Raw genomic sequence first — 23,201 nt, forward strand, 5'->3', positions numbered from 1 at the left:
ACTTGCGATACTGGGCGCATGACCGTCTCGCTCGGAATGCCCGCACCCGTCCCGCAGACCGTTGCCCCGCGCCGGAAGACCCGCAAGATCAAGGTGGGCTCCACCTGGGTGGGTGGTGACGCCCCGATCTCCGTGCAGACGATGACCACGACGAAGACCGCGGACATCAACTCCACGCTCCAGCAGATCGCCGAGCTCACGGCGGCCGGCTGCGACATCGTGCGTGTGGCCTGCCCGACCCAGGACGATGCCGACGCCCTGCCCGCGATCGCCGCGAAGAGCCAGATCCCGGTGATCGCCGACATCCACTTCCAGCCCAAGTACGTCTTCGCCGCCATCGACGCCGGGTGCGCGGCGGTGCGGGTGAACCCGGGCAACATCAAGAAGTTCGACGACAAGGTCGGGGAAATCGCCAAGGCGGCCAAGGACGCCGGGGTCTCCCTGCGCATCGGCGTCAACGCCGGCTCGCTCGACCCGCGCCTCTACGAGAAGTACGGCAAGCCCACCCCGGAGGCCCTCGTGGAGTCCGCGGTCTGGGAGGCCTCGCTCTTCGAGGAGCACGACTTCCACGACTTCAAGATCTCGGTGAAGCACAACGACCCGGTGGTCATGATCCAGGCCTACGAGATGCTGTCGGAGCGGGGGGACTGGCCGCTGCACCTCGGTGTCACCGAGGCCGGGCCGGCCTTCCAGGGCACCATCAAGTCGGCCACCGCCTTCGGGGCCCTGCTGGCCAAGGGCATCGGTGACACGATCCGGGTGAGCCTCTCGGCCCCGCCGGTCGAGGAGGTCAAGGTGGGCACGCAGATCCTGCAGTCGCTCAACCTGCGCCCCCGCAAGCTGGAGATCGTCTCCTGTCCCTCCTGCGGCCGCGCCCAGGTGGACGTCTACAAGCTCGCCGACGAGGTGACCGCCGGCCTGGAGGGCATGACCGTCCCGCTGCGGGTGGCCGTCATGGGCTGCGTCGTGAACGGTCCGGGGGAGGCCCGCGAGGCGGACCTGGGTGTGGCCTCCGGCAACGGCAAGGGCCAGATCTTCGTCAAGGGCGAGGTCATCAAGACCGTGCCGGAGAGCAAGATCGTCGAGACCCTCATCGAGGAGGCGATGCGGATCGCCGAGGAGATGGGCGAGCCGGTCGACGGCGAGGGTGGCGCCCCGGTGGTGACCGCCAAGGGCTGAGGGCCCGCCCTCGTCAAGAGTCCTGGGGTTGACAGCCCCCCCCCGTGAGTCTTGACAGCCTTTCAGGGCAAGCACACGATGTCGAGGAGGACATCATGCACGCTGTGAGCCGACGGATCGCTTGTTCTGGGGGCATTGCCGTCATGCTGGGAGCGATTGTCCCGGCGCACGCAGTGGCGGCGCCGGAGCAGTCCAGCCTTCTCCAGAAGGTGGCCCAGATGGGGGAGAGGTTTCGCTGGGAGGGCAACCGCCTTCATCTCGAGGCGAGTACCGGCGAGTTGCGGCATCGTCACGGTTTCAGCTCCGCGGAGATTCACGAGCTGCGCGCCGTGCTGCGGCGAGCGAACGACACGAGCCGTGCGAGTGCCCCGGGAATGGATGAGGTCGTGGCCGCCGGCCGACTCCTGTACCTGAGCCACTCCGATCTCACGGTCGGAACGGCAGCAGCCCTGACGGCTGCGGCCGAGGTGGGCCCCGCCGCGCTGGCCGCAGCGTGGGCAACCTTCAGTGCAGCATTCAGCGGGCCGTTGGGCTTCGCCACAGCGGTTCTCGGGGGAGCCTTTTTCGCGGACTTCGCGGTGAAGATCCTTCAGGCGGTCGCATCGGGCAAGGGGATCGGCATCTACAGCCAGTTCGGCCTGCCTCCGCTGCGAGTGGAAGTGGAGTGACGCATGGAAACCTCCCACCTGCCTCTTCCGGAACTTGTGGTTGGTGCGTTTTCACTGCTGGTCGTCCTCACCGTCCGCGGCGGGGAGCGTGACCCGCTCTACATGGGGCTGAGCGTTGCCATGATCGGGTTGATCACGGTGGTGGGTGCGGCCCGTTCGAGGCAGTTCCGTGACCCAGGCTGGCCCTGGGCCCTCAAGACATCGCTCTTCGGGGCTGCCATGGGCGTCGCCGTCTTCATCCCCACGCCGTGGATCGCGATGGCCATCATCATTGTGGCGACGACGACCTACGCGTACACGTACTTCCGTTCTGCCCGCGAGTGGGACAACGCGCACCACCAGAGCGTGGGTGTGGCACCCCAGAATCCTCGCTGATCGTTCCGAACGCGCTGGCGCCGCACCCGACCGGGTGCGGCGCCAGCGCGTTCTTCCCAGCGCCGGGTGGGGGCTCACCCCAGGGCGAGCAGCCCCAGGTTGAGCAGCAGGGTGAGCAGGATCGAGCCGACGACCGAGACGAGGATCATCGCCAGGCAGCCGGGGCCCCCGCCGAGGGGACGGATCTCCGTGTTTCCGATGCGCATGGGCACCACGCCAGGGCGTGTCTCCCAAGACTGCCGCCACCGAGGGTCCGATAGCGTGCGGGCCATCTCCTAAGCCTGCGAGGTGGCAGCGATGACGGATCAAGGCCTCCGAGGATCGCGACGGCGCGACGGATGGGTAGTGGCTCTGAGCGCGGCAGCGGTCGGAATCCTGATCGTTCTACTGCTGTTCCCGGCCTCCGGGATTGATCGGAACCCGCCCGAGTGCTACTCGATTTTCGGGTATGTGGTCCCCTGCGGCGCAGGGCTCTCAGTCGGTCTCGCTCTTGCCGGCGCAGTGGTTGCTGGCGCCGTTGCGTACGTGCTGATGCGACGTCGCAGGCGGTAAGAACGAGGCGACGGTTCTACGCGCGCAGCCACGTCATGATGGCTGCGAGGACGACGGCGCCGCGGTAGGTCACGGCGTGCTTGTCGTAGCGAGTGGCCAGCCCACGCCACTGCTTGAGCAGACAGAAGGCGCGTTCGACGACGTTGCGCTGCTTGTAGAGCGCCGGGTCGTAGGCCACCGGCCGGCCCCCGCGTGAGCCTCGCCGCTTCCGGTGTCCCTGCTGGTCGCGAGGTTCTGGGATGACAGCCACGATGCCGCGACGCCGCAGCTCTGAGCGGATAGCCCGCGAGGAGTACGCCTTGTCTGCAAGCAGGGCGTCCGGGCGGGTCCGTGGTCGCCCGGCGCCAAGGCGGGGGACTCGGATGGCGTTCAACAACGGCAGGCACATCGGAGCATCCCCGCCCTGGCCAGGTCCGACGAGCACGGCCAGTGGCCTGCCCTTGCCGTCGACGGCGTGGTGGATCTTCGTCGACAGGCCACCGCGAGAGCGGCCGACGGCATGGTCAGGCGGCTCGATTTCCTGATTCATGTGATTCGCGTCGGCCCCCTGTGCTGCGGGGAAGGGTGGTGGCGTGCTGATGCGCCCGGTTGATCGTTGAGTCCACGCTGACCGCCCAGTCGATGTCACCGGCCGCGTCGGCCTCGGCAAGCACCACGGCGAGGATCCTGTCCCAGGTCCCATCACGACTGAACCCGCGATGCCGCTTCCACACCGTCTGCCATGGGCCGAAGCGCTCAGGCAGGTCCCGCCACGCCACCCCGCACCGATAGCGGAAGATGATCCCTTCGACTACTTGCCGGTGGTCCCTGAACGGCCGAGAACGGCCGCTGACCTGCGGCATCAGCGGCGCGATCCGCGCCCACTGCTCATCACTCAACTCGGAACGACGACTCACACGCCCAGCATCGCGAGCGCGGGCGGCTCAACTTGGGAGACACGCCCTAGGGCGCTCTCGGGGACCGCGCCTCCCGAGAGCCGGTGAAGGTCACAGCTTGGTGCCGATCCGCAGGCTCCGGTCGACCGGCAGGGCGCCAGATCCCAGACTGGCTCGTGATCCCGGTCACCGGGCAGCGAGCCGGGCACACCCGGCAGGAAGGACAGGGTCATGGACAGCCGGACCACCGCGGGCCACACCACCGGGCAGGACTACCGGGAGGTGTACCGGCGCAGCACCGAGGACCCGGAGGGCTTCTGGCTCGAGGCCGCCGAGCTCATCGACTGGCACCGCCGACCCACCCGGGCCCTCGACGACAGCGCCGCGCCGCTGTACCGCTGGTTCCCCGACGGGGAGCTCAACGTCTGCTTCAACGCCCTGGACCGGCACGTGATCCACGGGCGGGCCGACCAGGTGGCCCTGGTCCACGACAGCCCGGTGACCGACTCGCGGCGGGAGTACACCTACGCCCAGCTGCTCGACGAGGTCGCCCGTTGCGCCGGGGGACTGCGCGCTCTCGGGGTCGGCAAGGGCGACACCGTGGTCATCTACATGCCGATGGTCCCCGAGGCCGTCATCGCGATGCTCGCCTGCGCCCGCCTCGGCGCGGTGCACTCGGTGGTCTTCGGCGGGTTCGCCCCGGCCGAGCTGGCCGTCCGCATCGAGGACGTCGCGCCCAAGGTCGTCGTCTCCGCCAGCTGCGGCGTGGAACGCACCCGGGTGATCCCCTACAAGCCGATGCTCGACGAGGCGATCAGCCGGTCGGCCCACACCCCCGACCACTGCCTGATCCTCCAGCGCGAGCAGCACACCGCCGAGCTGGGGGAGCGGGATGTCGACTGGGCCACGCTCATGACCCCCGGGGCGGTGGAGCCGGCCGGCTGGACCCCGGTGGCCGCCACCGACCCGCTCTACGTGCTCTACACCTCGGGCACCACCGGCCGGCCGAAGGGCATCGTTCGCGACACCGGGGGCTACGCGGTGGCGATGCGTTGGTCCATGGAGAGCCTCTACGGCATCGGGCCGGGGGACACCTGGTTTTGCGCCTCGGACGTCGGGTGGGTGGTCGGCCACTCGTACATCGTCTACGGGCCCCTGCTCACCGGCGCCACCACGGTGCTCTACGAGGGCAAGCCGGTCGGCACCCCGAACCCCGGCGCGTTCTGGCGCATCGTCGAGGAGTACGGGGCGAAGGCGCTGTTCACTGCGCCGACCGCCATCCGGGCGATCACGAAGGAGGACCCGGAGGGCGAGCACCTGGGCCGCCACGACCTCTCCACCCTGCAGCACCTCTTCCTCGCCGGCGAGCGGCTGGACCCCGACACCTGGCGCTGGGCCACCGACCAGCTCGGCGTGCCGGTGGTCGACAACTGGTGGCAGACCGAGACCGGGTGGCCGATCGCGACCAACCCGGTCGGCATCGAGCCGCTGGAGATCCGCCCCGGCTCGCCGACCGTGGCCACCCCCGGGTACCGCATCGAGGTGCTCGACGAGCGCGGGGACCAGGTGGAGCCGGGCACCGAGGGGGCGATCTGCCTGCGGCTGCCGATGCCGCCGGGCACCCTGCCGACGCTCTGGGGCGACGACGAGCGCTACGTGTCGAGCTATCTCTCGGCCTACCCGGAGCACTACCTCACCGGGGATGGCGGGATGGTCGACGCCGACGGCTACGTGTACGTCATGGGTCGCACCGACGACGTGCTCAACGTGGCGGGCCACCGCCTCTCCAGCGGGTCGATGGAGGAGGCCCTGGCCGGTCACCCGCAGGTCGCCGAGTGCGCGGTGATGGGCGTGGCCGACCCGCTCAAGGGGCAGGTCCCCCGGGCGCTGGTAGTGCTCAAGGACGGCGTCGAGCTCGACGAGGCCGGGGTCGACCAGCTCGTCCAGGAGCTCGTGCAGCGGGTCCGGGACGAGGTGGGGGCGGTGGCCGCCCTCAAGCAGGTGGACGTGGTCGGGGCTCTGCCGAAGACGCGCTCGGGCAAGATCCTGCGCAAGACGATGCGTCAGCTGGCCGACGGGGAGGACCCGGTGGTGCCCAGCACCATCGAGGACCCGGCCGTCCTGGAGGCGCTGGCGCCGGTGCTGCGCCGCTCCTGAGCACACGGCGGAGGGGCCGCACCCGGTGGGTGCGGCCCCTCTCGTCCGGGAGATCGGTGGGGAGCGGCAGGTTCAGAGCACGCGGGCCAGGAAGTCCCGGGTGCGCTCCTCCTGCGGGGCGGACAGGACGGTCCGCGGATCACCCTGCTCGACGCTCGCGCCGTCGGCCATGAAGACCAGGTGGTCGCCGACCTCGCGGGCGAAGCCCATCTCGTGGGTGACGACCATCATGTCCGGGTTCATGGACAGGGCCCGGGCGATCGCCACGCGCTGCGCCTGGCCGCCGGACAGCTCGGTGGGGTGGGCGTCGGCGCGGTGACCCAGGCCCACCCGTTCCAGGTTCTCGCGGGCAACCTTCTCCGCCTCGGCGCGTCCTCGGCCCAGCACCTTCACCTGCGCGACCGTGAGATTGCGCAGGACGTTCATGTGCGTGAACAGGTTGAAGGACTGGAAGACCATGCCGATCCGCGACCGGACGACGTCCACCTCGGTCTCCGGGTCGGTGATGTCGATCCCCTCGATCTCGATGGTGCCCGAGCTGGGCTCCTCGAGGCGGTTCACGCAGCGCAGCAGGGTGGACTTGCCCGAGCCGGACGGGCCGATGACGCAGACCACCTGGCCGGGCTCGACGTCGAGGTCGATGCCGTGGAGCACCTCCACCTCGCCATAGGCCTTGCGCAGACCGCGGATCCGGATGGCCGGGGCGTCGGGGTCGATCTGCTGCGTCGGGTGCAGCATCGTGGTGCGGGTCATCGGGACCTCCGGGACTGTCGGCGCTCCAGCCACGCGACGAGCTGCGTGAGGGGCAGGGTGATGGCCAGGTAGAGCATCGCGGCAAAGACCAGGGAGGTCGCCGTGCCGGCGCTCGGGCCCGAGGACATGAAGTCCCGGGCCGCCGTGGTGAGCTCCTTCTCCTGCACCATGAAGCCGAGCACGAAGAGCAGCGAGGTGTCCTTGATGAGCAGCACCAGCTCGTTCGTGAGCGGCGGGATGACGATCCGGATGGCCTGCGGAAAGGTGACCGTGAGCATGGTGCGCGCGGGGGACATGCCCAGCGAGCGCGCCGCCTCGATCTGTCCCTTGGGCACCGCCTGGATGCCGGCGCGCAGGGTTTCGGCCATGTAGGCGGAGGCGACGAGCATGAGGCCGCCCAGACCCGCGCCGAGCATGCCACCCGGTGGGGTCCAGCCGTTGAAGGCGATGGGGACGCCCACGCCCATGAAGAGAATGACGATCAGGGCCGGGAGCCCGCGGAAGAGCTCGACCCAGGCGGTGGCCAGCCATCGCAGCGGAGCCGCCGGGGAGAGCTTCATGAGGACCAGCGGCACGGCGAGCAGGAAGCCGCCGGCGAAGGCGATCGCGGTGTAGACGATGGTGTTCTTCGCCGCGGTGAGGACCATGTACTCCCACGAGCCCGTGAAGCCCTCGGGCTTGAAGAAGTTGTGGCCGATGGCCTTCCAGTCCGCGAGGACGACGAGGGCGAGGAGGACCGCCGTGAAGAGGGCATAGAGCACGCCCTGCGTCGCGCGGTTGCGCTGGGTGCGGGTCATGGCGTGACGGGAACCCGTGGTCACTCGGACTCGGCGAAGTAGGAGTCGTAGATCTCCTGGTACCGGCCGGAGTCACGGATCTCCTGGAGCTCGGCGTTGACGGCCTCGACCAGCTTCGTGTTGTCCTTCTTGATCGCCAGACCGTACTCCTCACCCGTGTCGTACTCGGCGACGATCGCGTACTCGCCGTCCTTGGTGTGGTCGAGGTTGACCGGGAGGTCCTGGAGGATCGCGTCGACCTGGTTGCCTTGGAGGGCCTGGAACATCTCGGCGTCGGAGGGCAGGTAGACGAGCTCGGCACCCTCGGCCTTCTTCTCGGCGTAGGCGGAGCCGGTGGAGCCCTGCTGCACCGCGATCTTCTTGCCGTTGAGGTCTCCGAGCTCCTTGACGTCCGAGTCCTTCGGGACGAGCAGGGACTGCAGCGAGTCGTAGTACCCGTCGGAGAACGCGATCTCCTTCTTGCGGTCCTCGGTGATGGTCATGCCGGATGCCGACATGTCGCACTGGCCGGAGTTGAGGGCCAGCCCGGACTGCAGGGTGTCGAAGGTGGCGTCCTTGAACTCCAGCTCCACGCCCAGCCCGTCGGCGATCTCCTGGGAGATGTCCACGTCGAAGCCCTTGTACCCGGTCGGCGAGGTCGGGTCCTCCTCCTCGAAGGGGCGGAAGGGCACGTCACCGCAGACGACGATCTTGCCCGGGTCCTTGAGGCCGAGCTCGGCGGCGGCGGGCTGGTCGCCCGAGCCGGAGGACTTCTCCGGGCTGTCGTCACCGCCACAGGAGGACAGGGTGAGGGAGGCAGCCAGGCAGAGGGCCGCCCAGGGCGCGAGGCGGGGACGCGGTGAGTTCATGCTCGGACACGAGAACCAGCCGGGATGCAGAAGGCCCCGTCGCGGAATCCGTGACCATTTCGCAACCACCCCGAGACCGTCCCGCAACGTCGCCTCGCGGTGCGCGCCGAACCTGTCGGTGACGGGGGTGCGCCGAGGACTTAGGCTTCCTCCCATGGACCAGAATGCCGCTCCCGTCCTCGACCACGCGACGATCCTCAACGACGCCACCCTGTGGTCGCGGATCGCCCAGCAGCAGTTCGACGTGCTGCTCGCCCAGGAGGTGGGCCCGGACGCGCAGATCGGGGTCGACCTGGAGGCCGGCCAGATCCAGTTCGCCTCCGAGCAGGGGGAGGTCGTCGGCGACCTGCACCTCGTCGCCTCGGTGGCGCCGGGCCCGCGCTCGCTGCTCTGGGCCTGGGCGAACGAGAACTTCGCCGAGGCCCCCGCCGCCCGCCTCTCGCACGAGCTGCGCGAGTTCGGGGAGCTCCACGGGACCCACCAGCTCACCGACGCCGAGATCGTCCTGGACGCCAGCGACGAGGAGCTCGACGACGCGGTGGTCACCGCGGCGCACGACGCCGGCACCCTCGCCAGCAAGATCACCGGAGTGCGTCCCTACTTCGTCTCCGACGCCGGGAACGGCACCTGGGTGGTCACCCTCGTCTCGGGCCTCGACCTGCCCGTCCCGGCCCTGTCCGACCTGCCCGAGCTGCTCCGCTCCGTCCTCGACGAGGGCGTCCTCACCGACCACCGCCGTGCCCTCCACCACCTGGGCATCGACGGCCCGTGGCCGGCGACCTGGGCGGCCGACGGTCGTCGGGTGCGCTTCGACGACGGGGAGCAGGTCGTGGAGGTGGAGCTCGACGAGGACGGCTGGGTCCGCGAGATCCACGACGACCTGCGCTGAGGTGTGGACCGCCCGGCGGGCGGCCCGGCGGGTCGGCCGCAGCGTCGCCCTGGGCCCGGCCGACGCCCCCGAGGTGCTGCGCCTGTGCGCGCACGACCCGGCGGCCTGCGTCTACGTGGCCTCCCGGGTGCAGGAGCAGGCCCTGCGCATCCGTGGCCACGCCCACGGGTGGCGTGACGGGGACCGGCTGACCTCGCTGGTCCTGGCCGGGGCGAACGTGGTGCCGGTGGGGCTGGACGAGCGCTCCGCCGACGGCCTCGCCGAGGCGGTGGCGCCCCGGCGGTCGACCTCCAGCTCCGTCTTCGGCGAGGCCGAGCAGGTGGAGCGTCTCTGGGGGCGGCTCCGCGAGCACTGGGGTCCGGCCCGGGACGAGCGGATGGACCAGTGGTCGATGGTGACCTCCACGCCCCCCTCCCGGCTCGGCGTGCACCTCGACCCCCGGGTGCGTCCGGCCCGTCCCTCCGAGATCGGCCTGGTGGTGCCGGCGGGAGCCGCGATGTTCACGGAGGAGATCGGCTACCCGCCCTACCAGGGGTCGGACGCGGCCTACCGGATGGGTTTCGAGCGGCTCATCGCCCAGGGGCGGTCCTTCGTGGTGGTCGAGGACGGGCAGGTCGTGTTCAAGGCCGACGTGGGCGCCGTGGCCTTCGGTGTGGCCCAGGTACAGGGGGTGTGGACCAGCCCGGAGCACCGGGGGCGGGGCCTGGCCACCGCGGCGATGGCGGGCGTGGTCGAGCACCTGCTGACCACCCCCCGCCCGGTCATCGGTCCGGCCGGGGCGCCGGTGGACCGGATCGGCACCGTGCACCTCTACGTGAACGACTACAACCTCGGGGCCCGCACCGTCTACGAGCGGATCGGGATGCGGCGGGTGGGCACCTTCGCCACCGTCATCCTCTGAGCACCGACGGCCGGTACGCTCGACCCCACGCTTCCCCCGTCCCTCCGGCGAAAGGCCACGCCATGGCGCTGCGCATGTCCACCCTGTTCCTGCGGACCCTTCGGGAGGACCCGGCGGACGCGGAGCTGCCCGGCCACCGCCTGCTCGTGCGCGCCGGCTACGTGCGCCGCGCGGCCCCGGGCATCTACACCTGGCTGCCGCTGGGCCTGCGCGTGCTGGAGAAGGTCAAGGGCATCGTCCGCGAGGAGATGGACGCGATCGGTGACCAGGAGATCGCCTTCCCCTCGCTGCTGCCCAAGGAGCCCTACGAGGCGACGAACCGGTGGACCGAGTACGGCGACAACCTCTTCCGGCTCACCGACCGCAAGGGCGCCGAGATGCTGCTGGGCCCGACGCACGAGGAGATGTTCACCCTCGCGGTGAAGGACCTGTACACCTCGTACAAGGACCTCCCGCTCTCCCTCTACCAGATGCTCCCGAAGTACCGCGACGAGGCCCGCCCCCGGGCCGGCGTGCTGCGCGGCCGCGAGTTCATCATGAAGGACGCCTACTCCTTCGACGTCGACGAGGCCGGCCTGGAGGCCGCCTACCAGCGGCACCGGGACGCCTACGTGCGGATCTTCGACCGGCTCGGCTTCGAGTACGTCGCCGTCCACGCCGACTCCGGGGCGATGGGCGGCTCGGCCTCCGAGGAGTTCCTCGCGGTGATGGAGTCCGGGGAGGACACCTTCGTGCGGGACGACTCGGGCTATGCCGCGAACGTCGAGGCGGTGCGGATGCCCGTCCAGGAGCTGCCCGCGGACGAGGCGGCCCGGGCGGCGCTGGAGGAGGGCGTCCCGGCGGCCCACGTGGAGGACACCCCGGACACCCCCACCATCGAGACCCTGGTGGCGTCGGCGAACGCCGACCACCCGCGGGCCGACGGGCGGGAGTGGACGGCGGCCGACACGCTGAAGAACGTCGTCGTGATGCTCGTGCACCCCGACGGCACCCGGGAGCCGCTGGCCATCGGGCTGCCGGGTGACCGGGAGGTCGACGCCAAGCGGCTGGAGGCCCAGGTCTCCCCGGCGGAGGTGGAGCCCTTCGAAGCGGCGGACTTCGAGCGCTACCCGGCCCTCGCGAAGGGGTACATCGGTCCCGGTGTGCTGGGGGAGGAGAGCACCACCGGGATCCGCTACCTGCTGGACCCGCTGGTCACGCCCGGGTCGACCTGGGTCACCGGCGCCGACGAGCACGGCAAGCACGTCTTCGACCTCGTGTACGGCCGGGACTTCACCGCCGACGGGACGATCCACGCCGCCACGATCCACGAGGGCGATCCCAGCCCCACCGGGCAGGGCACGCTGCGCCTGGCCCGTGGGGTCGAGATGGGGCACATCTTCCAGCTCGGCACGAAGTACGCCGAGGCGCTCGGCCTCAAGGTGCTCGACGAGAACGGCAAGCTGGTCACCGTCCACATGGGGTCCTACGGCATCGGCGTGACCCGTGCGGTGGGTGTGGTGGCCGAGACCCACCACGACGAGATCGGTCTGGTGTGGCCGCGCGAGCTGAGCCCGGTCGACCTGCACGTCGTCGCCACCGGCAAGGACGCCGGGGTGCTCGAGAAGGCCGAGGAGCTGACCACCGCCCTGGAAGCACAGGGCGTGAGCGTCCTGCTGGACGACCGGCCGAAGGTCTCCCCGGGCGTGAAGTTCAAGGACGCCGAGCTCGTCGGCGTGCCGACCATCCTCGTCGTGGGGCGTGGTCTGGCCGACGGCCTGGTGGAGATCAAGGACCGGGCCACTGGGGAGTCCCGTCAGGTGGCCGTCGACGAGGCCGTGGCCGAGGTGGTGGCCGAGATCCGCGGACGTGCCTGAGGTCGAGATCACCCTGACCCTGCTGGGCCTGATGTTCGCCGCGGGCCTGGCAGCGGGGTGGATCGACGCCGTGGTCGGCGGTGGCGGGCTGGTGCAGCTCCCGGCCCTGCTGCTGGGCATGCCCCAGGCCGCCCCGGTGCAGGTCCTCGCGACGAACAAGATCGCCTCGATCGCCGGGACCTCCGTGGCGGCGGCCACCTACTACCGCCGGGTCCGCCCCGACCTGCGGACCGCCCTGCCCCTGGCCGCTGCGGCCTTCCTGGGCTCCCTCGGGGGCGCCCAGGTGGCGGCGCTCATCCCCAAGGACGCCTTCACCCCGATCATCGTCGTGGCCCTGCTCGTGGTGGGCGCCTACACGCTCTTCAAGCCGGACCTGGGATCCGTCCAGGTGCTGCGCTTCCAGGGGCGTGGTCACCTGGGGGTGGCGATGCTCGCGGGGGTCCTCATCGGCGCCTACGACGGTGCGCTGGGCCCGGGGACGGGCAGCTTCCTGGTCTTCGCCCTGGTGGGTCTGCTGGGCTACGACTTCCTGCAGGCCAGCGCGAAGGCCAAGATGGCCAACTGGGCCACGAACGCCGCCGCCCTGTGCCTGTTCGTCCCGATGGGCGCGGTCGTGTGGAAGGTCGGTCTGGCCATGGCGGCCGGGAATCTCGTCGGGGGCTACCTGGGAGCCCGGACCGCGGTGGCCCGGGGCGGGGGCTTCGTCCGGCTGGTGTTCGTCCTCGTCGTGGGCGGCTTCCTGCTGCGCCTCGGCGGGGAGATGGTGCTCGACCTGCTCTGAGGCCGAGGGGTGGGGCCGTGGGTCCTGGCCCGGCCCCCTCCGCTCAGCCCTGCGGCGTGAGCTCGGTGGGCTGGCAGGAGCTGTCGCCCAGCCGGTTCATGACGTCCATGGTCCGGGCGTGCGACTCGGCGTGCTGGTCCGGGGTGGCCGGCTCGATGACGTGATCGGGCTGCGTGACCCAGGTGGGCTGGACGGAAGCCTGCTGCTCCCAGCCGCCCTTCCCGTCGGCGGTGAAGGTGATGCCGGCGATCGCGCCGTCCTGCACATTCGGGGGGAAGGTGTTGGTCGGCTTCTTGCGCTGTGCGGAGAGGAAGTTCCCCAGGCCGTAGAAGACGGTACGGCCCTCGATCGTCTGGCAGGGCTGCGGGACGTGTGCGTGGTGGCCGAAGATCGCGTCGACCCCCGAGTCCTCACCGAGCAGCTGCTGGGCCAGCTGGTCCTGCTCCGCGGTGGGCATGGCCACGTACTCGGTGCCCCAATGGACCACGGCGACGACCACCTCGGCCCCCTGCTCGCGGGCCTCCGCGGCCTGCTCGGCGATACCCTCCGGGCCCTGTGCGAACCACATGTGCTGCTCCATCCACGGGTGGGAGGGCAGGCTCTGGGCGAGGCCCATGTTCGCGACGTTGTACGAGTAGGTGAGCACCCCGACCTTGTGCCCGTCGGCCTCCAGGATGGTCGGGTTGTCGCCACCGTCCTCCGTGCGCCCCGCCGTGGCCGACTCGGCCGGACCGATCGGCAGCACCCCCGCCTCCTCCATGACCTCGCGGGTGCGCTCGACACCCTCGACCCCCTGGTCCAGGGTGTGGTTGTTGGAGGTGGAGCAGGCGTCGAAGCCGGCCTCGGCGAGGGCCTCGGCCTGCTCGTGCGGGGTGTTGAACACCATGATGTTCTGCTGGGCCGTCACGTCCTCGTTGGTCGGCGTGAGCGGGGTCTCCTGGTTGCAGAGCGTCAGGTCGCCGGCCTGGAGGAAGGGCGCGACCGGTTCGAGCTGGGGGGTGAAGTCATAGGCGTCCCCGGTGCCGAATCCCTTCGCGCTGCGGATCACCGCCGCGTGGGCCAGGACGTCACCGGTGGACAGGACCGTGAAGGACTCTCCCTTCCCGGCGGGCGCGCCCGTGCTCGTGCTCGAGTCGGGGCTCGAGCCGGAGGCGCTGGGCTCGCCCGAGCCGCTCGCCCCCTCCGCGGGGGAGGCGGAGCCGCCGGGGGTCTCGGCCCCCGCGCTCGACCCCGGACCGGTGGAGGTGCCGGAGGCCGCGGGGTCGGTGGCCGGGGAGGACGTGGTGGCGCTGGCCGCGGGGGAGGAGCCCTGCGCGCTGGGCTCCCCACCCCGGTCGCCGGAGCAGGCCGAGAGCAGGAGCCCGGCGGTGGCGAGGGCGGCGGCGGGTCGGACGGTGCGGGGCAGGCGGGTCATCGGGTCCAGTCCTTCGGGGTCATGGGGCGGGCGTCGCAGCGCCCCTTCCCCAGGGAGCTCATGGTGTCCACCGTGCGGCGGTAGGAGTCGGGGAGGTGATCCGGGGTGGCCGGCGCGATCACGAAGTCGGGCCGGGTCACGAAGGTGGGCTGGTACTCCAGCTCCTGCTCCCAGGTGACACCGTCCACGCCCTCCTCCGGCGTGAAGGTCCACCTCAGCAGCACCCCGTCCTGGGTGGTGATCGGCTTCGACGGGTAGCGGTTGGGGCCCTGCTCGGAGAGGAAGTTGCCCATGCTGTAGGCCACCGTCCGGCCGTCGATCGTCTCGCACGGCTGCACCACGTGGGGGTGCGAACCGGCGATCGCGTCGACCTCCCCGGAGGCGAGCACCGTCCGGGCGATCTCGCGCTGCTCGTCGTTCGGCTCCTGGTCGTACTCGGCACCCCAGTGGATCGACACCATCACCACGTCGGCCCCCATCCGGCGGGCCCGGCGGGCGTCGGCGATCATCCCCTCGGCGCCGGCACCGCGCATCATGTGGCCGTTCATCCACTCCATGCCCGGCACGGTCGTGCCACCCAGCGCATTCTTCACGTTGTAGCTGTACGCGAGCAGCCCCACCGTGGCCCCACCGGCGTCGACGAGCACCGGGTGCCCGGGGCCGGCCCCCTCGGAGGCCTGCGGCCCGACCGGGGCGATGCCGTTCTCCTCCAGGACGGCGCGGGTGTCCGCCACGCCCCGGAGCCCCTTGTCGAGGGTGTGGTTCGAGGCCGTCGAGCAGGCGTCGTACCCGGCGGCCGCCATCGCCTCGGCGATCTCGCGCGGGGCGTTGAAGACGAAGGTCCCCTTCGAGGCGGTGAGATCCTCGTTCTCGGGGGAGATCGGGGTCTCCTGGCCGCACACCGCCAGGTCGGCGCCCGCGAGCACCGGCTCCACCTCGGTCAGCATGCCGTCGAAGGCGAACCCGGGGCCGGGCTGCAGCTCGTCGGCGCGCTCCTGGAGGACGTAGTGGGTGAGCATGTCGCCCGTCGTGACCACCGAGAAGGCCCGGGGGGCCTCGTCGTCCTCGCGGCCGGAGGTGGACGGGGACGCCTCGGGGGAGCTCCCGGAGGACGGGGAGCTGCCCTGCCCCGTCGCGGAGGTCGAGGAGGGGGAGGGGGCGCTCGCCGTGGCGTCCGGGGCCCCCTCGTGCGGGGAGCTCTCGCTAGGCCTGCTCGACGACGCGCTGCTGGGAGCGTCGTGCGATGCGGCGGGTCGATCCGGTGCCGGCTCCCCGGCGCAGCCGGCCAGCGCCCCGACGAGCGCCAGCCCAAGCGCGACGCGCCCCCCTCGTGCTCGGTCCTGCATCCCCCGCACCTGCCTCACTCCTCGTCGTGCCCCGGGTCCGTGTCCTCGTCGGACTCCTTGCCGTCGGTCCCGCCCCCGGTCATGTCCTGCCCCTCACCGGCGTCGGCGTCCTGGGGGGCCTGGGCCTGCTGCGGCTTCCCGCCGGGGACGGCCGGGGCGGTGTTCTCGGTCCAGTCTAGGGTGAGCCCCCGGGCGACGCCGAGCTGCACGGTCAGCAGGTGCACCCACTGGGCGTCGTCGGCGTGGTCGGCCAGCTGCTGGCGCAGCTCCTTGCTCCACCGGTCCAGGAAGTGCAGGAAGCGCTTCGGGCGCTCCTCGAGGTCCATGACCTCCCGCGGCATCTCGTAGGCGATCTGCTGTCGGTCGCCGGCGTCCCCCGCCAGGGCGGACACCACGGTCCGCAGCTGCTCGAGGTGCTTGATGCGTCGCCGGCTCCAGTAGCGCATCTCCGCGGCCAGGCGGGTGGTGAGGACCTCCATCGCCCAGGTGACCTCGTGGAGGGTGCCGATCGTGGCGGCGGCCGGGACCGCGGCGCCGTCGGGCACGGAGGGCAGGGGGCTGAGCGGGTGCAGGGCGTGGTTGGCCCCGAGCCACCAGGCGACCATCTCGGTGACGAGCTCGGAGTGCTCGCCGGCCTCGTGGAGGCGGGGGAGGAGGAGCTCGGCCTCCCGGCGGAGCTGGTCGGCGACGTCGCGGTTCGTCCGCGACTTCTCGATCTCCTTCTCGTCGATCTCCACGCCCCCGGTGATCGTCATGAGCTCCTTCACCTGGGCCTGGAGCCCCTCGGTGACCCACCGGGTGCCGGACCCGTTGGCCAGCGAGGAACGCATCACGCGGCGTGCCGCGCCCTGCAGGTCGCGCAGGAGGGCGTCTGCGGTGGAGGCCCCCTCGGCGCCCTTCTCGCCACCCTCGCTGGGCGCGGCGTCCTCCTCCAGGCGGATCCCGCACCCGGCCAGCCCGGCCGGCGCGAGGAGTCCGAGCAGGCCGAGGCGCAGCGCGGCGCGGCGGGAGCTCCCGGTGGGAGCAGCGCCGTGGGAGGAGCGGGTGTGGCGGAGAACGGTGCGGTCGATCACGCGGGCATCTTGTCACGAGACCGCCCCTCCCACCGTCGTGGCTGGCCGGTGCGTGCCCTCCGCCGGTAGAGTCAGCGGTCCCCGTGCTCCGGGGGTGGCCCCCGCCGGCGGGCCACGACAACCGCTGGTCATTCGAGAACACCTCGGCCCCCGTCGTGCTGGTGCCGAGACCGGGAGGCACCGTGTCCACAGAGGAACGCACCGAGAAGGTCCTGGGTCTCTCCCGGGAGGCGCTCGTCCCCATCGGGCTCGAGGTCCGCGAGGTGGAGATCACCCCCGCGGGGCGGCGGACCGTGGTCCGGGTGCTCGTGGAGCGGCCCCTCCCGGACCCCGACGACGGCGTGACGCCGGTGGAGCCGGTGGACCTCGACCAGGTGGCCGACGCGACCCAGCTGGTGAGCGCCGCGATCGACGCGGACGACCCCTTCGGCGCGCAGCCCTACACGCTCGAGGTGAGCTCCCCGGGGGTCGACCGCCCCCTCACCGAGCTCGCCCACTACCGCCGCGCCGTCGGCCGCCTCGTGGAGCTCCGGGGGGTCGAGGGCACCGAGCCCCGTACCGCCCGGGTCCTGCGTGTGGAGGACGAGCTGATCGTGCTGGCCGATGACGCCGCCGAGGGCGGGGAGCGGAGCTGCACCCTCGCCGAGGCCGGGACCGGCACGGTCCAGGTCGAGTTCCGCCGCTGACCCCCAGACACCCACCCCAGGAGAAGACATGAAGATCGACATGGCCGTGCTGCGCGAGCTGGAGCGCGAGCGGGAGATCCCGCTGGACGTGCTCGTCCCCGCGCTGGAGAACGCCCTGCTGCAGGCCTACCAGCACGAGGCCGGTGGACGACGCAACGCGCGGGTGGAGCTCGACCGCCGCACCGGGGAGACCGTGGTCTGGGCGCGCGAGGACGCCCCGCTGCTGGAGGACGGCACGCGGGGGGAGGCTGGCCCCGAGTTCGACGACACCCCGAAGGACTTCGGACGCGTGGCCGCGTTCACGGTGCGCCAGGTGATCCGGCAGCGCCTGCGGGACATCGAGGACGAGGCCGTCCTGGGCGACTTCAAGGGGCGGGAGGGCGACATCGTCACCGGTGTGGTCCAGCAGAGCAACGACCCGCACGGCGTGCACGTCGACCTGGGCACTGTCGAGGGACTGCTCGGGAAGTCCGAGCAGGTGCCGCTGGAGGAGTACAACCACGGCGACCGGCTGCGCTGCTACGTCATCCATGTGAAGCGCGGGCAGAAGGGCCCGAGCATCGGTCTGAGCCGCACCCACCCCAACCTCGTGCGCAAGCTCTTCGCCCTGGAGGTCCCCGAGGTCGCCGACGGCACCGTGAAGATCGAGTCGATCGCCCGCGAGGCCGGCCACCGTTCCAAGGTCGCGGTGCGGGCCACCCGGGCAGGGCTCAACGCCAAGGGAGCCTGCATCGGCCCGATGGGTGGCCGGGTGCGCGCGGTGATGAACGAGCTGCAGGGGGAGAAGATCGACCTCGTCGACTTCGACGAGGACCCCGCGAAGTTCGTGGCGGCCGCCCTCTCGCCGGCCTCCGTGGTCTCGGTGGAGGTCGTCGACGAGAAGACCCGCTCGGCGCGCGTTCGGGTCCCGGTGCACCAGCTCTCCCTGGCGATCGGCAAGGAGGGGCAGAACGCCCGGCTGGCCGCCCGCCTCACCGGATGGCGGATCGACATCCAGCCCGACAGCTCCTCCGAGGGTGCCGCACCGGCCGCCCCGGAGGCCCCCGCTGCGGGGTGAGTCCCACGGGTGGTGCAGGCGCCGCGGTGGGGTTCTCCCGCCGAGGCGTTAGAATGAGTGGTCCGGCCTCTTCCCGAGGAGCCCGTGCGCACGTCCCGATGCGGACCTGCGTGGGGTGTCGTGGGAGGGCGCCGGCCTCGACCCTGGTCCGCCTCGCGGTGGACCCGGGGAGCGTCTCCGCCATCGGGCAGGGCGTTCCGGAGGGTCGAGCACCGTCCGGCATCCCCGTGGTGCCGGACCACGGGCGCAGGCTGCCCGGGCGTGGAGCCCATCTCCACCCCGACCCGGCGTGCGTCGAGAAGGCCGTCACCCGACGTGCCATCCCGCGAGCCCTCCGGCTCGCGGGCGCGGCCGATCTCTCCGCGGTGGAACGGTGGGCAGCAGAGCTCGCCGGCCCGGAGGACCGGACTGGAGGAACTGACATGGAAGCGGGACACACGCGATGAGCACCCGATGAGTACTCAGCGATGAGCACCCAGCACTGACAACGGCCCCGCCTGCCTGGCGAGGGCCAGACAGGAGAAACGTGGCAAAGCTCAGGGTTCATGAGCTCGCGAAGGAGCTTGGCGTCACCAGCAAGGAGCTGTTGGCCCACCTGAAGGAGCAGGGGGAGTTCGTCAAGTCGGCATCGTCGACCGTCGAGGCCCCCGTCGTGCGCAAGGTGCGCGACAACCCGCCGGCCGGCGCCCGGCCGGCCTCCTCGGACACGTCCGAGAGCGGCACCCCCCAGAAGTCGAACGCGCCGAAGCCCGGTGCCCGGCCCACCCCGGGCGCCGCGCCGAAGCCCGGCGCCCAGGCCACCCCGGGCGCTGCCCCGAAGCCGGGCGCGCAGGCCCCGACCCCGGGCCCCAAGCCCGCGGCGAAGGCACCGACCCCGGGTCCGGCCGCGCCGGCCCCGCAGGCCGAGCCCGCCCCGAAGGCGGCGCCGACCCCGAAGGCCGGCCCCACCCCGGGTGCTGCCCCGAAGCCGGGTGCGCCGGCCCCGACCCCGGGCCCGAAGGCCACCCCCCGCCAGCAGGCGGCCCGCGACGAGGCCCCGCGCGGCCCCCGCTCCGGTGCGCCGAAGCCGGGAGGCCAGCAGGCCCGCCCGGGCAACAACCCGTTCGCGCCGAGCCAGGGCATGCCCAAGCCCGGCGGCACCCGGGGCGGCAAGCCCGGTGCCCCGCGCCCGGGCAACAACCCGTTCGCGCCGAGCCAGGGCATGCCCAAGCCCGGCGGCACCCGGGGCGGCAAGCCCGGTGCCCCGCGTCCGGGTGGTACCGGCGCCGCGGGTCCGCGCCCGGGTGGTACCGGTGCCGCGGGTCCGCGTCCGGGGGGTACCGGTGCCGCCGGTCCGCGCCCCGGTGGCGGCCCGCGCCCCAACCCGAACATGATGCCGGGCAAGGCCGCCGTGCCGCGTCCGGGCGAGCGTCCGCAGCGCGGTCGTGGTCCGGGCGGTGCCCCGGGGGCCGGTGCGCGCCCCGGTGGAGGACCCCGCGGTCCCCGCGGTGGTCGCGGTGGCACCCAGGGTGCCTTCGGTCGTGGAGGCGGCAAGCGCAAGGCGCGCAAGTCGAAGCGCGCCAAGCGCGCCGAGTTCGAGCAGATGCAGGCGCCGTCGATCGGTGGTGTGCAGGTTCCCCGTGGCGACGGGTCGACCGTCGTCAAGGTGCGCCGTGGTGCCTCGCTGACCGACTTCGCGGACAAGATCAACGCTGATCCCGCGGCGCTGGTGACCGTGCTCTTCCACCTCGGTGAGATGGCCACGGCCACCCAGTCGCTCGACGAGGTGACCTTCGGGATCCTCGGCGCCGAGCTCGGGTACGACATCCAGGTGGTCTCCCCCGAGGAGGAGGAGGCCGAGCTGCTCAGCCAGTTCAACATCGACCTCGAGGCCGAGGAGGCCGCCGAGACCGAGGAGGACCTGGAGCCGCGTGCCCCGGTGGTGACCGTCATGGGTCACGTCGACCACGGAAAGACGAGCCTGCTGGACGCCATCCGCAAGTCGGAGGTCACCGGCGGCGAGGCCGGCGGCATCACCCAGCACATCGGTGCCTACCAGGTGCACACCGACCACGAGGGCGAGCGTCGCCCGATCACCTTCATCGACACCCCGGGTCACGAGGCGTTCACCGCCATGCGTGCCCGTGGTGCGAAGGTCACGGACATCGCGATCCTCGTGGTGGCCGCGGACGACGGCGTCATGCCGCAGACGATCGAGGCGCTCAACCACGCCAAGGCGGCTGAGGTGCCGATCGTGGTGGCGGTCAACAAGATCGACTCCCCGGGCGCGAACCCGGCGAAGATCCGCCAGCAGCTCACCGAGTACGAGCTGATCGCCGAGGAGTACGGCGGCGACGTGATGTTCGTCGACGTCTCGGCCAAGCAGCGGCAGAACATCGACGAGCTGCTCGAGGCGGTGCTCCTCACCGCGGACGCCGCCCTGGAGCTCACGGCGAACCCGGACAAGGACGCCCGCGGCATCGCCATCGAGGCGAACCTCGACCGTGGTCGCGGTGCGGTGGCGACCGTCCTGGTCACCTCGGGCACGCTGCGGGTCGGGGACGCGATCGTCTCCGGGTCCTCGCACGGTCGTGTGCGCGCCATGCTCGACGAGCACGGCAACAACCTCCAGGAGGCGCTGCCCTCCCGCCCCGTGCAGGTGCTGGGCATGGACACCGTCGCCCGTGCCGGTGACACCTTCGTGGTGGCCCCGGACGACCGGACGGCCCGTCAGATCGCCGAGAAGCGGGAGGCCGCCGACCGGCAGGCCTCGCTGGCCAAGGCCCGCAAGCGCATCTCCCTCGAGGACCTCAACGAGGCCCTCGCCAAGGGCAAGGTCGAGACCCTCAACCTCATCCTCAAGGGTGACGTGTCGGGTTCGGTCGAGGCCCTGGAGGACGCGCTCCTGCAGCTGGACGTCGGCGAGGAGGTGGACCTGCGCATCATCGACCGCGGTGTCGGCGCCATCACGATGAACAACATCAACCTCGCGATGGCCTCCGACGCGATCATCCTGGGCTTCAACGTCCGGGCCGAGGGTCAGAACGCGGACTACGCCGAGCGCGAGGGCGTCGAGATCCGGTACTACTCGGTCATCTACCAGGCGATCGAGGACATCGAGCAGGCCCTCAAGGGCATGCTCAAGCCGGAGTACGAGGAGGTGGAGACCGGTACCGCCGAGATCCGGGAGGTCTTCCGCTCCTCGAAGTTCGGCAACATCGCCGGTTCCATCGTCCGCTCGGGTGTCGTCACCCGCGGCGCGAAGGCCCGCATCACCCGCGAGGGCGTGGTCCTCACCGAGGGGCTCGAGCTCACCGGTCTGCGTCGCTTCAAGGACGACGTCACCGAGGTCCGCGAGGGTTTCGAGTGCGGTATCAACCTGGGCACGTTCAACGACGTCCAGGAGGGTGACCTGATCACCACCTACGAGATGCGCGAGAAGCCGCGCGACTGATCTCGTACGCACCCGGCGGGGCCGGTCCCACCCTTCGGTGGGGCCGGCCCCGCTGGGTTAGCGTTTCATCCCAGTGCGGCCGCCCGCGGTGGCCCGAACGAGAACTCCAGGAGGAGCCATGGCAGACCCCCAGCGTGCCCGGAAGATCGCCGAGCGCATCCGCGACGTCCTCGCCGAGAACCTGGCGGCGGTCGTGAAGGACCCCGACCTGGGGATGGTGACCATCACCGACACCCGCGTGACCCCTGACCTGCAGCACGCCACCGTTTTCTGGACCGTGCTCGGCTCAGACGACCAGCGGGAGCTGAGCGCCGAGCTGCTGGAGAAGAACCGCGGCAGGCTGCGCTCGATGGTCGGCAAGGCCCTCGGCATCCGGCTCACCCCGTCGCTGGAGTTCGTCCACGACGCGCTGCCGGAGGACGCCGCGCACCTGCAGGAGGTGCTGCGGAAGGCCCGTGAGGAGGACGAGCGCCGGGCGCGGGAGCACGAGGGCGCCCAGTACGCCGGCGACGAGGACCCGTACAAGAAGCCGGCGGATGACTCCGAGGAGTGAGCCTCGGGTCCGCGAGACCCCGGCGCCCGACGGGCTGCTGGTGCTGGACAAGCCGGCCGGCCCCACCTCGCACGACATCGTCTCCCGCTGCCGGTGGCTGTGCGCCACCCGGAAGGTGGGGCACGCCGGCACCCTGGACCCGATGGCCACCGGGGTGCTCCTCGTGGGTGTCGGGCGGGCGACCCGGCTGCTCACGCACCTGGTGGGTGCCGACAAGACCTACTCCGCGACCGTGCGGCTGGGGGAGGGGACGCACACGGAGGACGCCCAGGGCGACCTGTTGACCTCCCCGGGGCTCGAGCACCTGGGCGGCGCGGCCGCGCTCCGGCCCGCGAGCAGCATGCTGCAGGAGGCCGTGAGCGGCCTGACCGGCGACATCCAGCAGGCCCCCAGCGCGGTGAGCGCCATCAAGGTGGATGGGCGCCGAGCCCACGAGCGGGTGCGGGCGGGGGAGGAGGTCACCCTCGAGGCACGCCCCGTGACCGTCCACTCCTTCGACCTGCTCGACGCCCGCGCGGCCACGGGCGTCAGCGGCACCGAGGTGCTCGACCTCGACATCAAGGTCAGGGTTTCCTCGGGCACCTACGTCCGTGCCCTGGCGCGGGACCTGGGCCTCGCGCTGGGTTCCGCCGGGCACCTCGTCGCCCTCCGGCGGGAGGCCGTGGGGCCCTTCGCCCTGGCCGACGCCACGCCGGTCGGCGAGCTCGTCGAGGCCCGGGAAGGGGGTCGACCTCCGGTGGAGACCCCGGTCCTGTCGATGGGGGACGTCGCTCGCCGGACCCTCCCCTGCGTGGAGGTCTCCGAGCGCGCCGCCCGGGGGCTGCGCAACGGGTCGCCCGTCCCCTTCGGCGAGGGGCGCGGGGTGGTCGCGCAGGAGCTGTCGGAGGGACGGCCGGTGGGCCTCCTGGACGCCGCCGGGGAGCTGCTCGCCGTCGCGGTCGCGGCGGGGGAGCGCTGGCAGCCCCGCACCGTCTTCGCCGCGGCCTGAGGACGCGGGACGTAGACTGC

At 71.7% G+C, this 23,201-nt stretch carries 22 protein-coding genes; 14 read left to right on the forward strand and 8 right to left on the reverse strand.

The window, feature by feature from the left end; genetic code table 11:
• The first annotated feature begins 18 nt into the window (after window positions 1–18).
• From ispG to CFT82_RS08890, 3 genes are read left to right on the forward strand one after another with little or no spacing between them, the layout of a single operon-like run.
• On the forward strand, window positions 19–1,179 hold the full coding sequence (ispG, locus tag CFT82_RS08880; RefSeq protein WP_088818697.1) for a flavodoxin-dependent (E)-4-hydroxy-3-methylbut-2-enyl-diphosphate synthase: 1,161 nt from the start codon (window positions 19–21) through the stop codon (window positions 1,177–1,179).
• A 44-nt stretch (window positions 1,180–1,223) separates the two neighbouring features.
• Window positions 1,224–1,847, forward strand: a complete 624-nt coding sequence (locus CFT82_RS08885) for a hypothetical protein (RefSeq protein WP_143469586.1) — start codon at window positions 1,224–1,226, stop codon at window positions 1,845–1,847.
• 3 nt (window positions 1,848–1,850) lie between these two features.
• Window positions 1,851–2,222 carry a hypothetical protein gene (locus CFT82_RS08890; RefSeq protein ID WP_088818699.1) on the forward strand — a complete coding sequence of 124 codons (372 nt, stop codon included), beginning with the start codon at window positions 1,851–1,853 and terminating at the stop codon, window positions 2,220–2,222.
• 74 nt (window positions 2,223–2,296) lie between these two features.
• Here the strand turns inward: CFT82_RS08890 and CFT82_RS12225 are convergent, their stop codons facing one another.
• Both CFT82_RS12225 and CFT82_RS08895 read right to left on the reverse strand, forming a co-directional pair.
• Window positions 2,297–2,428, reverse strand: a complete 132-nt coding sequence (locus CFT82_RS12225; protein WP_268807424.1) for a hypothetical protein — start codon at window positions 2,426–2,428, stop codon at window positions 2,297–2,299.
• 362 nt (window positions 2,429–2,790) lie between these two features.
• Window positions 2,791–3,670 (reverse strand): IS5 family transposase gene (locus CFT82_RS08895; protein WP_088818700.1). Its coding sequence is split into 2 segments (ribosomal slippage): window positions 2,791–3,321 and window positions 3,323–3,670, totalling 879 coding nucleotides; the frame shifts between segments, so codons are not numbered across the junction.
• 210 nt (window positions 3,671–3,880) lie between these two features.
• Between CFT82_RS08895 and CFT82_RS08900 the strand changes: the two genes are divergently transcribed.
• Complete coding sequence (locus tag CFT82_RS08900; RefSeq protein ID WP_088818701.1) at window positions 3,881–5,806, forward strand: propionyl-CoA synthetase; 1,926 nt, start codon at window positions 3,881–3,883, stop codon at window positions 5,804–5,806.
• 72 nt (window positions 5,807–5,878) lie between these two features.
• Here CFT82_RS08900 and CFT82_RS08905 read toward each other — a convergent pair whose 3' ends face one another.
• From CFT82_RS08905 to CFT82_RS08915, 3 genes are read right to left on the reverse strand one after another with little or no spacing between them, the layout of a single operon-like run.
• A complete protein-coding gene (locus CFT82_RS08905; protein ID WP_234994371.1) occupies window positions 5,879–6,559 on the reverse strand; it encodes an amino acid ABC transporter ATP-binding protein in 681 nt (226 codons plus the stop codon).
• On the reverse strand, window positions 6,556–7,356 hold the full coding sequence (locus CFT82_RS08910) for an amino acid ABC transporter permease (RefSeq protein ID WP_088818867.1): 801 nt from the start codon (window positions 7,354–7,356) through the stop codon (window positions 6,556–6,558). The genes CFT82_RS08905 and CFT82_RS08910 overlap by 4 nt, the downstream gene beginning before the upstream one ends.
• Before the next feature lie 20 nt (window positions 7,357–7,376).
• Window positions 7,377–8,204, reverse strand: a complete 828-nt coding sequence (locus CFT82_RS08915) for a transporter substrate-binding domain-containing protein (protein WP_088818702.1) — start codon at window positions 8,202–8,204, stop codon at window positions 7,377–7,379.
• A gap of 154 nt (window positions 8,205–8,358) precedes the next feature.
• On the opposite strand from CFT82_RS08915, the gene CFT82_RS12105 reads away from it, so the two are divergent.
• The 4 genes from CFT82_RS12105 (at window position 8,359) to CFT82_RS08930 (ending at window position 12,631) form a co-directional block, all read left to right on the forward strand.
• On the forward strand, window positions 8,359–9,093 hold the full coding sequence (locus tag CFT82_RS12105) for a DUF6882 domain-containing protein (RefSeq protein ID WP_234994372.1): 735 nt from the start codon (window positions 8,359–8,361) through the stop codon (window positions 9,091–9,093).
• 1 nt (window position 9,094) lies between these two features.
• Window positions 9,095–9,994, forward strand: a complete 900-nt coding sequence (locus CFT82_RS12110; RefSeq protein ID WP_234994373.1) for a GNAT family N-acetyltransferase — start codon at window positions 9,095–9,097, stop codon at window positions 9,992–9,994.
• A gap of 62 nt (window positions 9,995–10,056) precedes the next feature.
• On the forward strand, window positions 10,057–11,850 hold the full coding sequence (locus CFT82_RS08925; protein ID WP_088818703.1) for a proline--tRNA ligase: 1,794 nt from the start codon (window positions 10,057–10,059) through the stop codon (window positions 11,848–11,850).
• Window positions 11,843–12,631 carry a TSUP family transporter gene (locus CFT82_RS08930; RefSeq protein WP_234994374.1) on the forward strand — a complete coding sequence of 263 codons (789 nt, stop codon included), beginning with the start codon at window positions 11,843–11,845 and terminating at the stop codon, window positions 12,629–12,631. The genes CFT82_RS08925 and CFT82_RS08930 overlap by 8 nt, the downstream gene beginning before the upstream one ends.
• 43 nt (window positions 12,632–12,674) lie before the next feature.
• On the opposite strand, the gene CFT82_RS08935 is transcribed toward CFT82_RS08930, so the two are convergent.
• The 3 genes from CFT82_RS08935 to CFT82_RS08945 are packed head-to-tail and all read right to left on the reverse strand — an operon-like array spanning window position 12,675 to window position 16,464.
• Window positions 12,675–14,045 (reverse strand): CapA family protein, encoded by a 1,371-nt coding sequence (locus CFT82_RS08935; RefSeq protein WP_088818704.1) that lies wholly within the window; start codon window positions 14,043–14,045, stop codon window positions 12,675–12,677.
• Entirely contained in the window at window positions 14,042–15,391 is a 1,350-nt protein-coding gene (locus CFT82_RS08940; RefSeq protein ID WP_088818705.1) for a CapA family protein, read from the reverse strand. Before CFT82_RS08940 ends, CFT82_RS08935 begins: the two co-directional genes overlap by 4 nt.
• A gap of 14 nt (window positions 15,392–15,405) precedes the next feature.
• Complete coding sequence (locus CFT82_RS08945) at window positions 15,406–16,464, reverse strand: hypothetical protein (RefSeq protein WP_088818706.1); 1,059 nt, start codon at window positions 16,462–16,464, stop codon at window positions 15,406–15,408.
• A gap of 182 nt (window positions 16,465–16,646) precedes the next feature.
• Between CFT82_RS08945 and CFT82_RS08950 the strand changes: the two genes are divergently transcribed.
• From CFT82_RS08950 to truB, 6 genes are all read left to right on the forward strand, one after another.
• Window positions 16,647–17,150 carry a ribosome maturation factor RimP gene (locus CFT82_RS08950; protein ID WP_088818707.1) on the forward strand — a complete coding sequence of 168 codons (504 nt, stop codon included), beginning with the start codon at window positions 16,647–16,649 and terminating at the stop codon, window positions 17,148–17,150.
• A 28-nt stretch (window positions 17,151–17,178) separates the two neighbouring features.
• A complete protein-coding gene (gene nusA / locus CFT82_RS08955; protein ID WP_088818708.1) occupies window positions 17,179–18,207 on the forward strand; it encodes a transcription termination factor NusA in 1,029 nt (342 codons plus the stop codon).
• 98 nt (window positions 18,208–18,305) lie between these two features.
• Window positions 18,306–18,653 carry a YlxR family protein gene (locus CFT82_RS08960; RefSeq protein ID WP_088818709.1) on the forward strand — a complete coding sequence of 116 codons (348 nt, stop codon included), beginning with the start codon at window positions 18,306–18,308 and terminating at the stop codon, window positions 18,651–18,653.
• A gap of 80 nt (window positions 18,654–18,733) precedes the next feature.
• Window positions 18,734–21,640 carry a translation initiation factor IF-2 gene (gene infB / locus CFT82_RS08965; protein WP_088818710.1) on the forward strand — a complete coding sequence of 969 codons (2,907 nt, stop codon included), beginning with the start codon at window positions 18,734–18,736 and terminating at the stop codon, window positions 21,638–21,640.
• A gap of 118 nt (window positions 21,641–21,758) precedes the next feature.
• The gene (gene rbfA, locus CFT82_RS08970) at window positions 21,759–22,193 is read left to right on the forward strand and encodes a 30S ribosome-binding factor RbfA (protein WP_088818711.1); all 435 of its coding nucleotides are present in this window, start codon (window positions 21,759–21,761) and stop codon (window positions 22,191–22,193) included.
• The gene (gene truB / locus CFT82_RS08975; protein ID WP_088818712.1) at window positions 22,177–23,181 is read left to right on the forward strand and encodes a tRNA pseudouridine(55) synthase TruB; all 1,005 of its coding nucleotides are present in this window, start codon (window positions 22,177–22,179) and stop codon (window positions 23,179–23,181) included. The genes rbfA and truB overlap by 17 nt, the downstream gene beginning before the upstream one ends.
• The last annotated feature ends 20 nt before the right edge of the window (window positions 23,182–23,201 follow it).

It is taken from the genome of Kytococcus aerolatus, from assembly GCF_900187395.1.
Classification (GTDB): Bacteria; Actinomycetota; Actinomycetes; order Actinomycetales; family Dermatophilaceae; genus Kytococcus; species Kytococcus aerolatus.

What these genes read in the sequence shown, in the direction of transcription:
- ispG (WP_088818697.1), top strand. Translation starts at nt 19, where the DNA reads ATGACCGTCTCGCTCGGAATGCCCGCACCCGTCCCGCAGACCGTTGCC.
- CFT82_RS08890 (WP_088818699.1), top strand. Translation starts at nt 1,851, where the DNA reads ATGGAAACCTCCCACCTGCCTCTTCCGGAACTTGTGGTTGGTGCGTTT.
- CFT82_RS12225 (WP_268807424.1), bottom strand. Translation starts at nt 2,428, where the DNA reads ATGCGCATCGGAAACACGGAGATCCGTCCCCTCGGCGGGGGCCCCGGC.
- CFT82_RS08900 (WP_088818701.1), top strand. Translation starts at nt 3,881, where the DNA reads ATGGACAGCCGGACCACCGCGGGCCACACCACCGGGCAGGACTACCGG.
- CFT82_RS08905 (WP_234994371.1), bottom strand. Translation starts at nt 6,559, where the DNA reads ATGACCCGCACCACGATGCTGCACCCGACGCAGCAGATCGACCCCGAC.
- CFT82_RS08910 (WP_088818867.1), bottom strand. Translation starts at nt 7,356, where the DNA reads ATGACCCGCACCCAGCGCAACCGCGCGACGCAGGGCGTGCTCTATGCC.
- CFT82_RS08915 (WP_088818702.1), bottom strand. Translation starts at nt 8,204, where the DNA reads ATGAACTCACCGCGTCCCCGCCTCGCGCCCTGGGCGGCCCTCTGCCTG.
- CFT82_RS12105 (WP_234994372.1), top strand. Translation starts at nt 8,359, where the DNA reads ATGGACCAGAATGCCGCTCCCGTCCTCGACCACGCGACGATCCTCAAC.
- CFT82_RS08925 (WP_088818703.1), top strand. Translation starts at nt 10,057, where the DNA reads ATGGCGCTGCGCATGTCCACCCTGTTCCTGCGGACCCTTCGGGAGGAC.
- CFT82_RS08935 (WP_088818704.1), bottom strand. Translation starts at nt 14,045, where the DNA reads ATGACCCGCCTGCCCCGCACCGTCCGACCCGCCGCCGCCCTCGCCACC.
- CFT82_RS08940 (WP_088818705.1), bottom strand. Translation starts at nt 15,391, where the DNA reads ATGCAGGACCGAGCACGAGGGGGGCGCGTCGCGCTTGGGCTGGCGCTC.
- nusA (WP_088818708.1), top strand. Translation starts at nt 17,179, where the DNA reads ATGAAGATCGACATGGCCGTGCTGCGCGAGCTGGAGCGCGAGCGGGAG.
- CFT82_RS08960 (WP_088818709.1), top strand. Translation starts at nt 18,306, where the DNA reads ATGCGGACCTGCGTGGGGTGTCGTGGGAGGGCGCCGGCCTCGACCCTG.
- rbfA (WP_088818711.1), top strand. Translation starts at nt 21,759, where the DNA reads ATGGCAGACCCCCAGCGTGCCCGGAAGATCGCCGAGCGCATCCGCGAC.
- truB (WP_088818712.1), top strand. Translation starts at nt 22,177, where the DNA reads ATGACTCCGAGGAGTGAGCCTCGGGTCCGCGAGACCCCGGCGCCCGAC.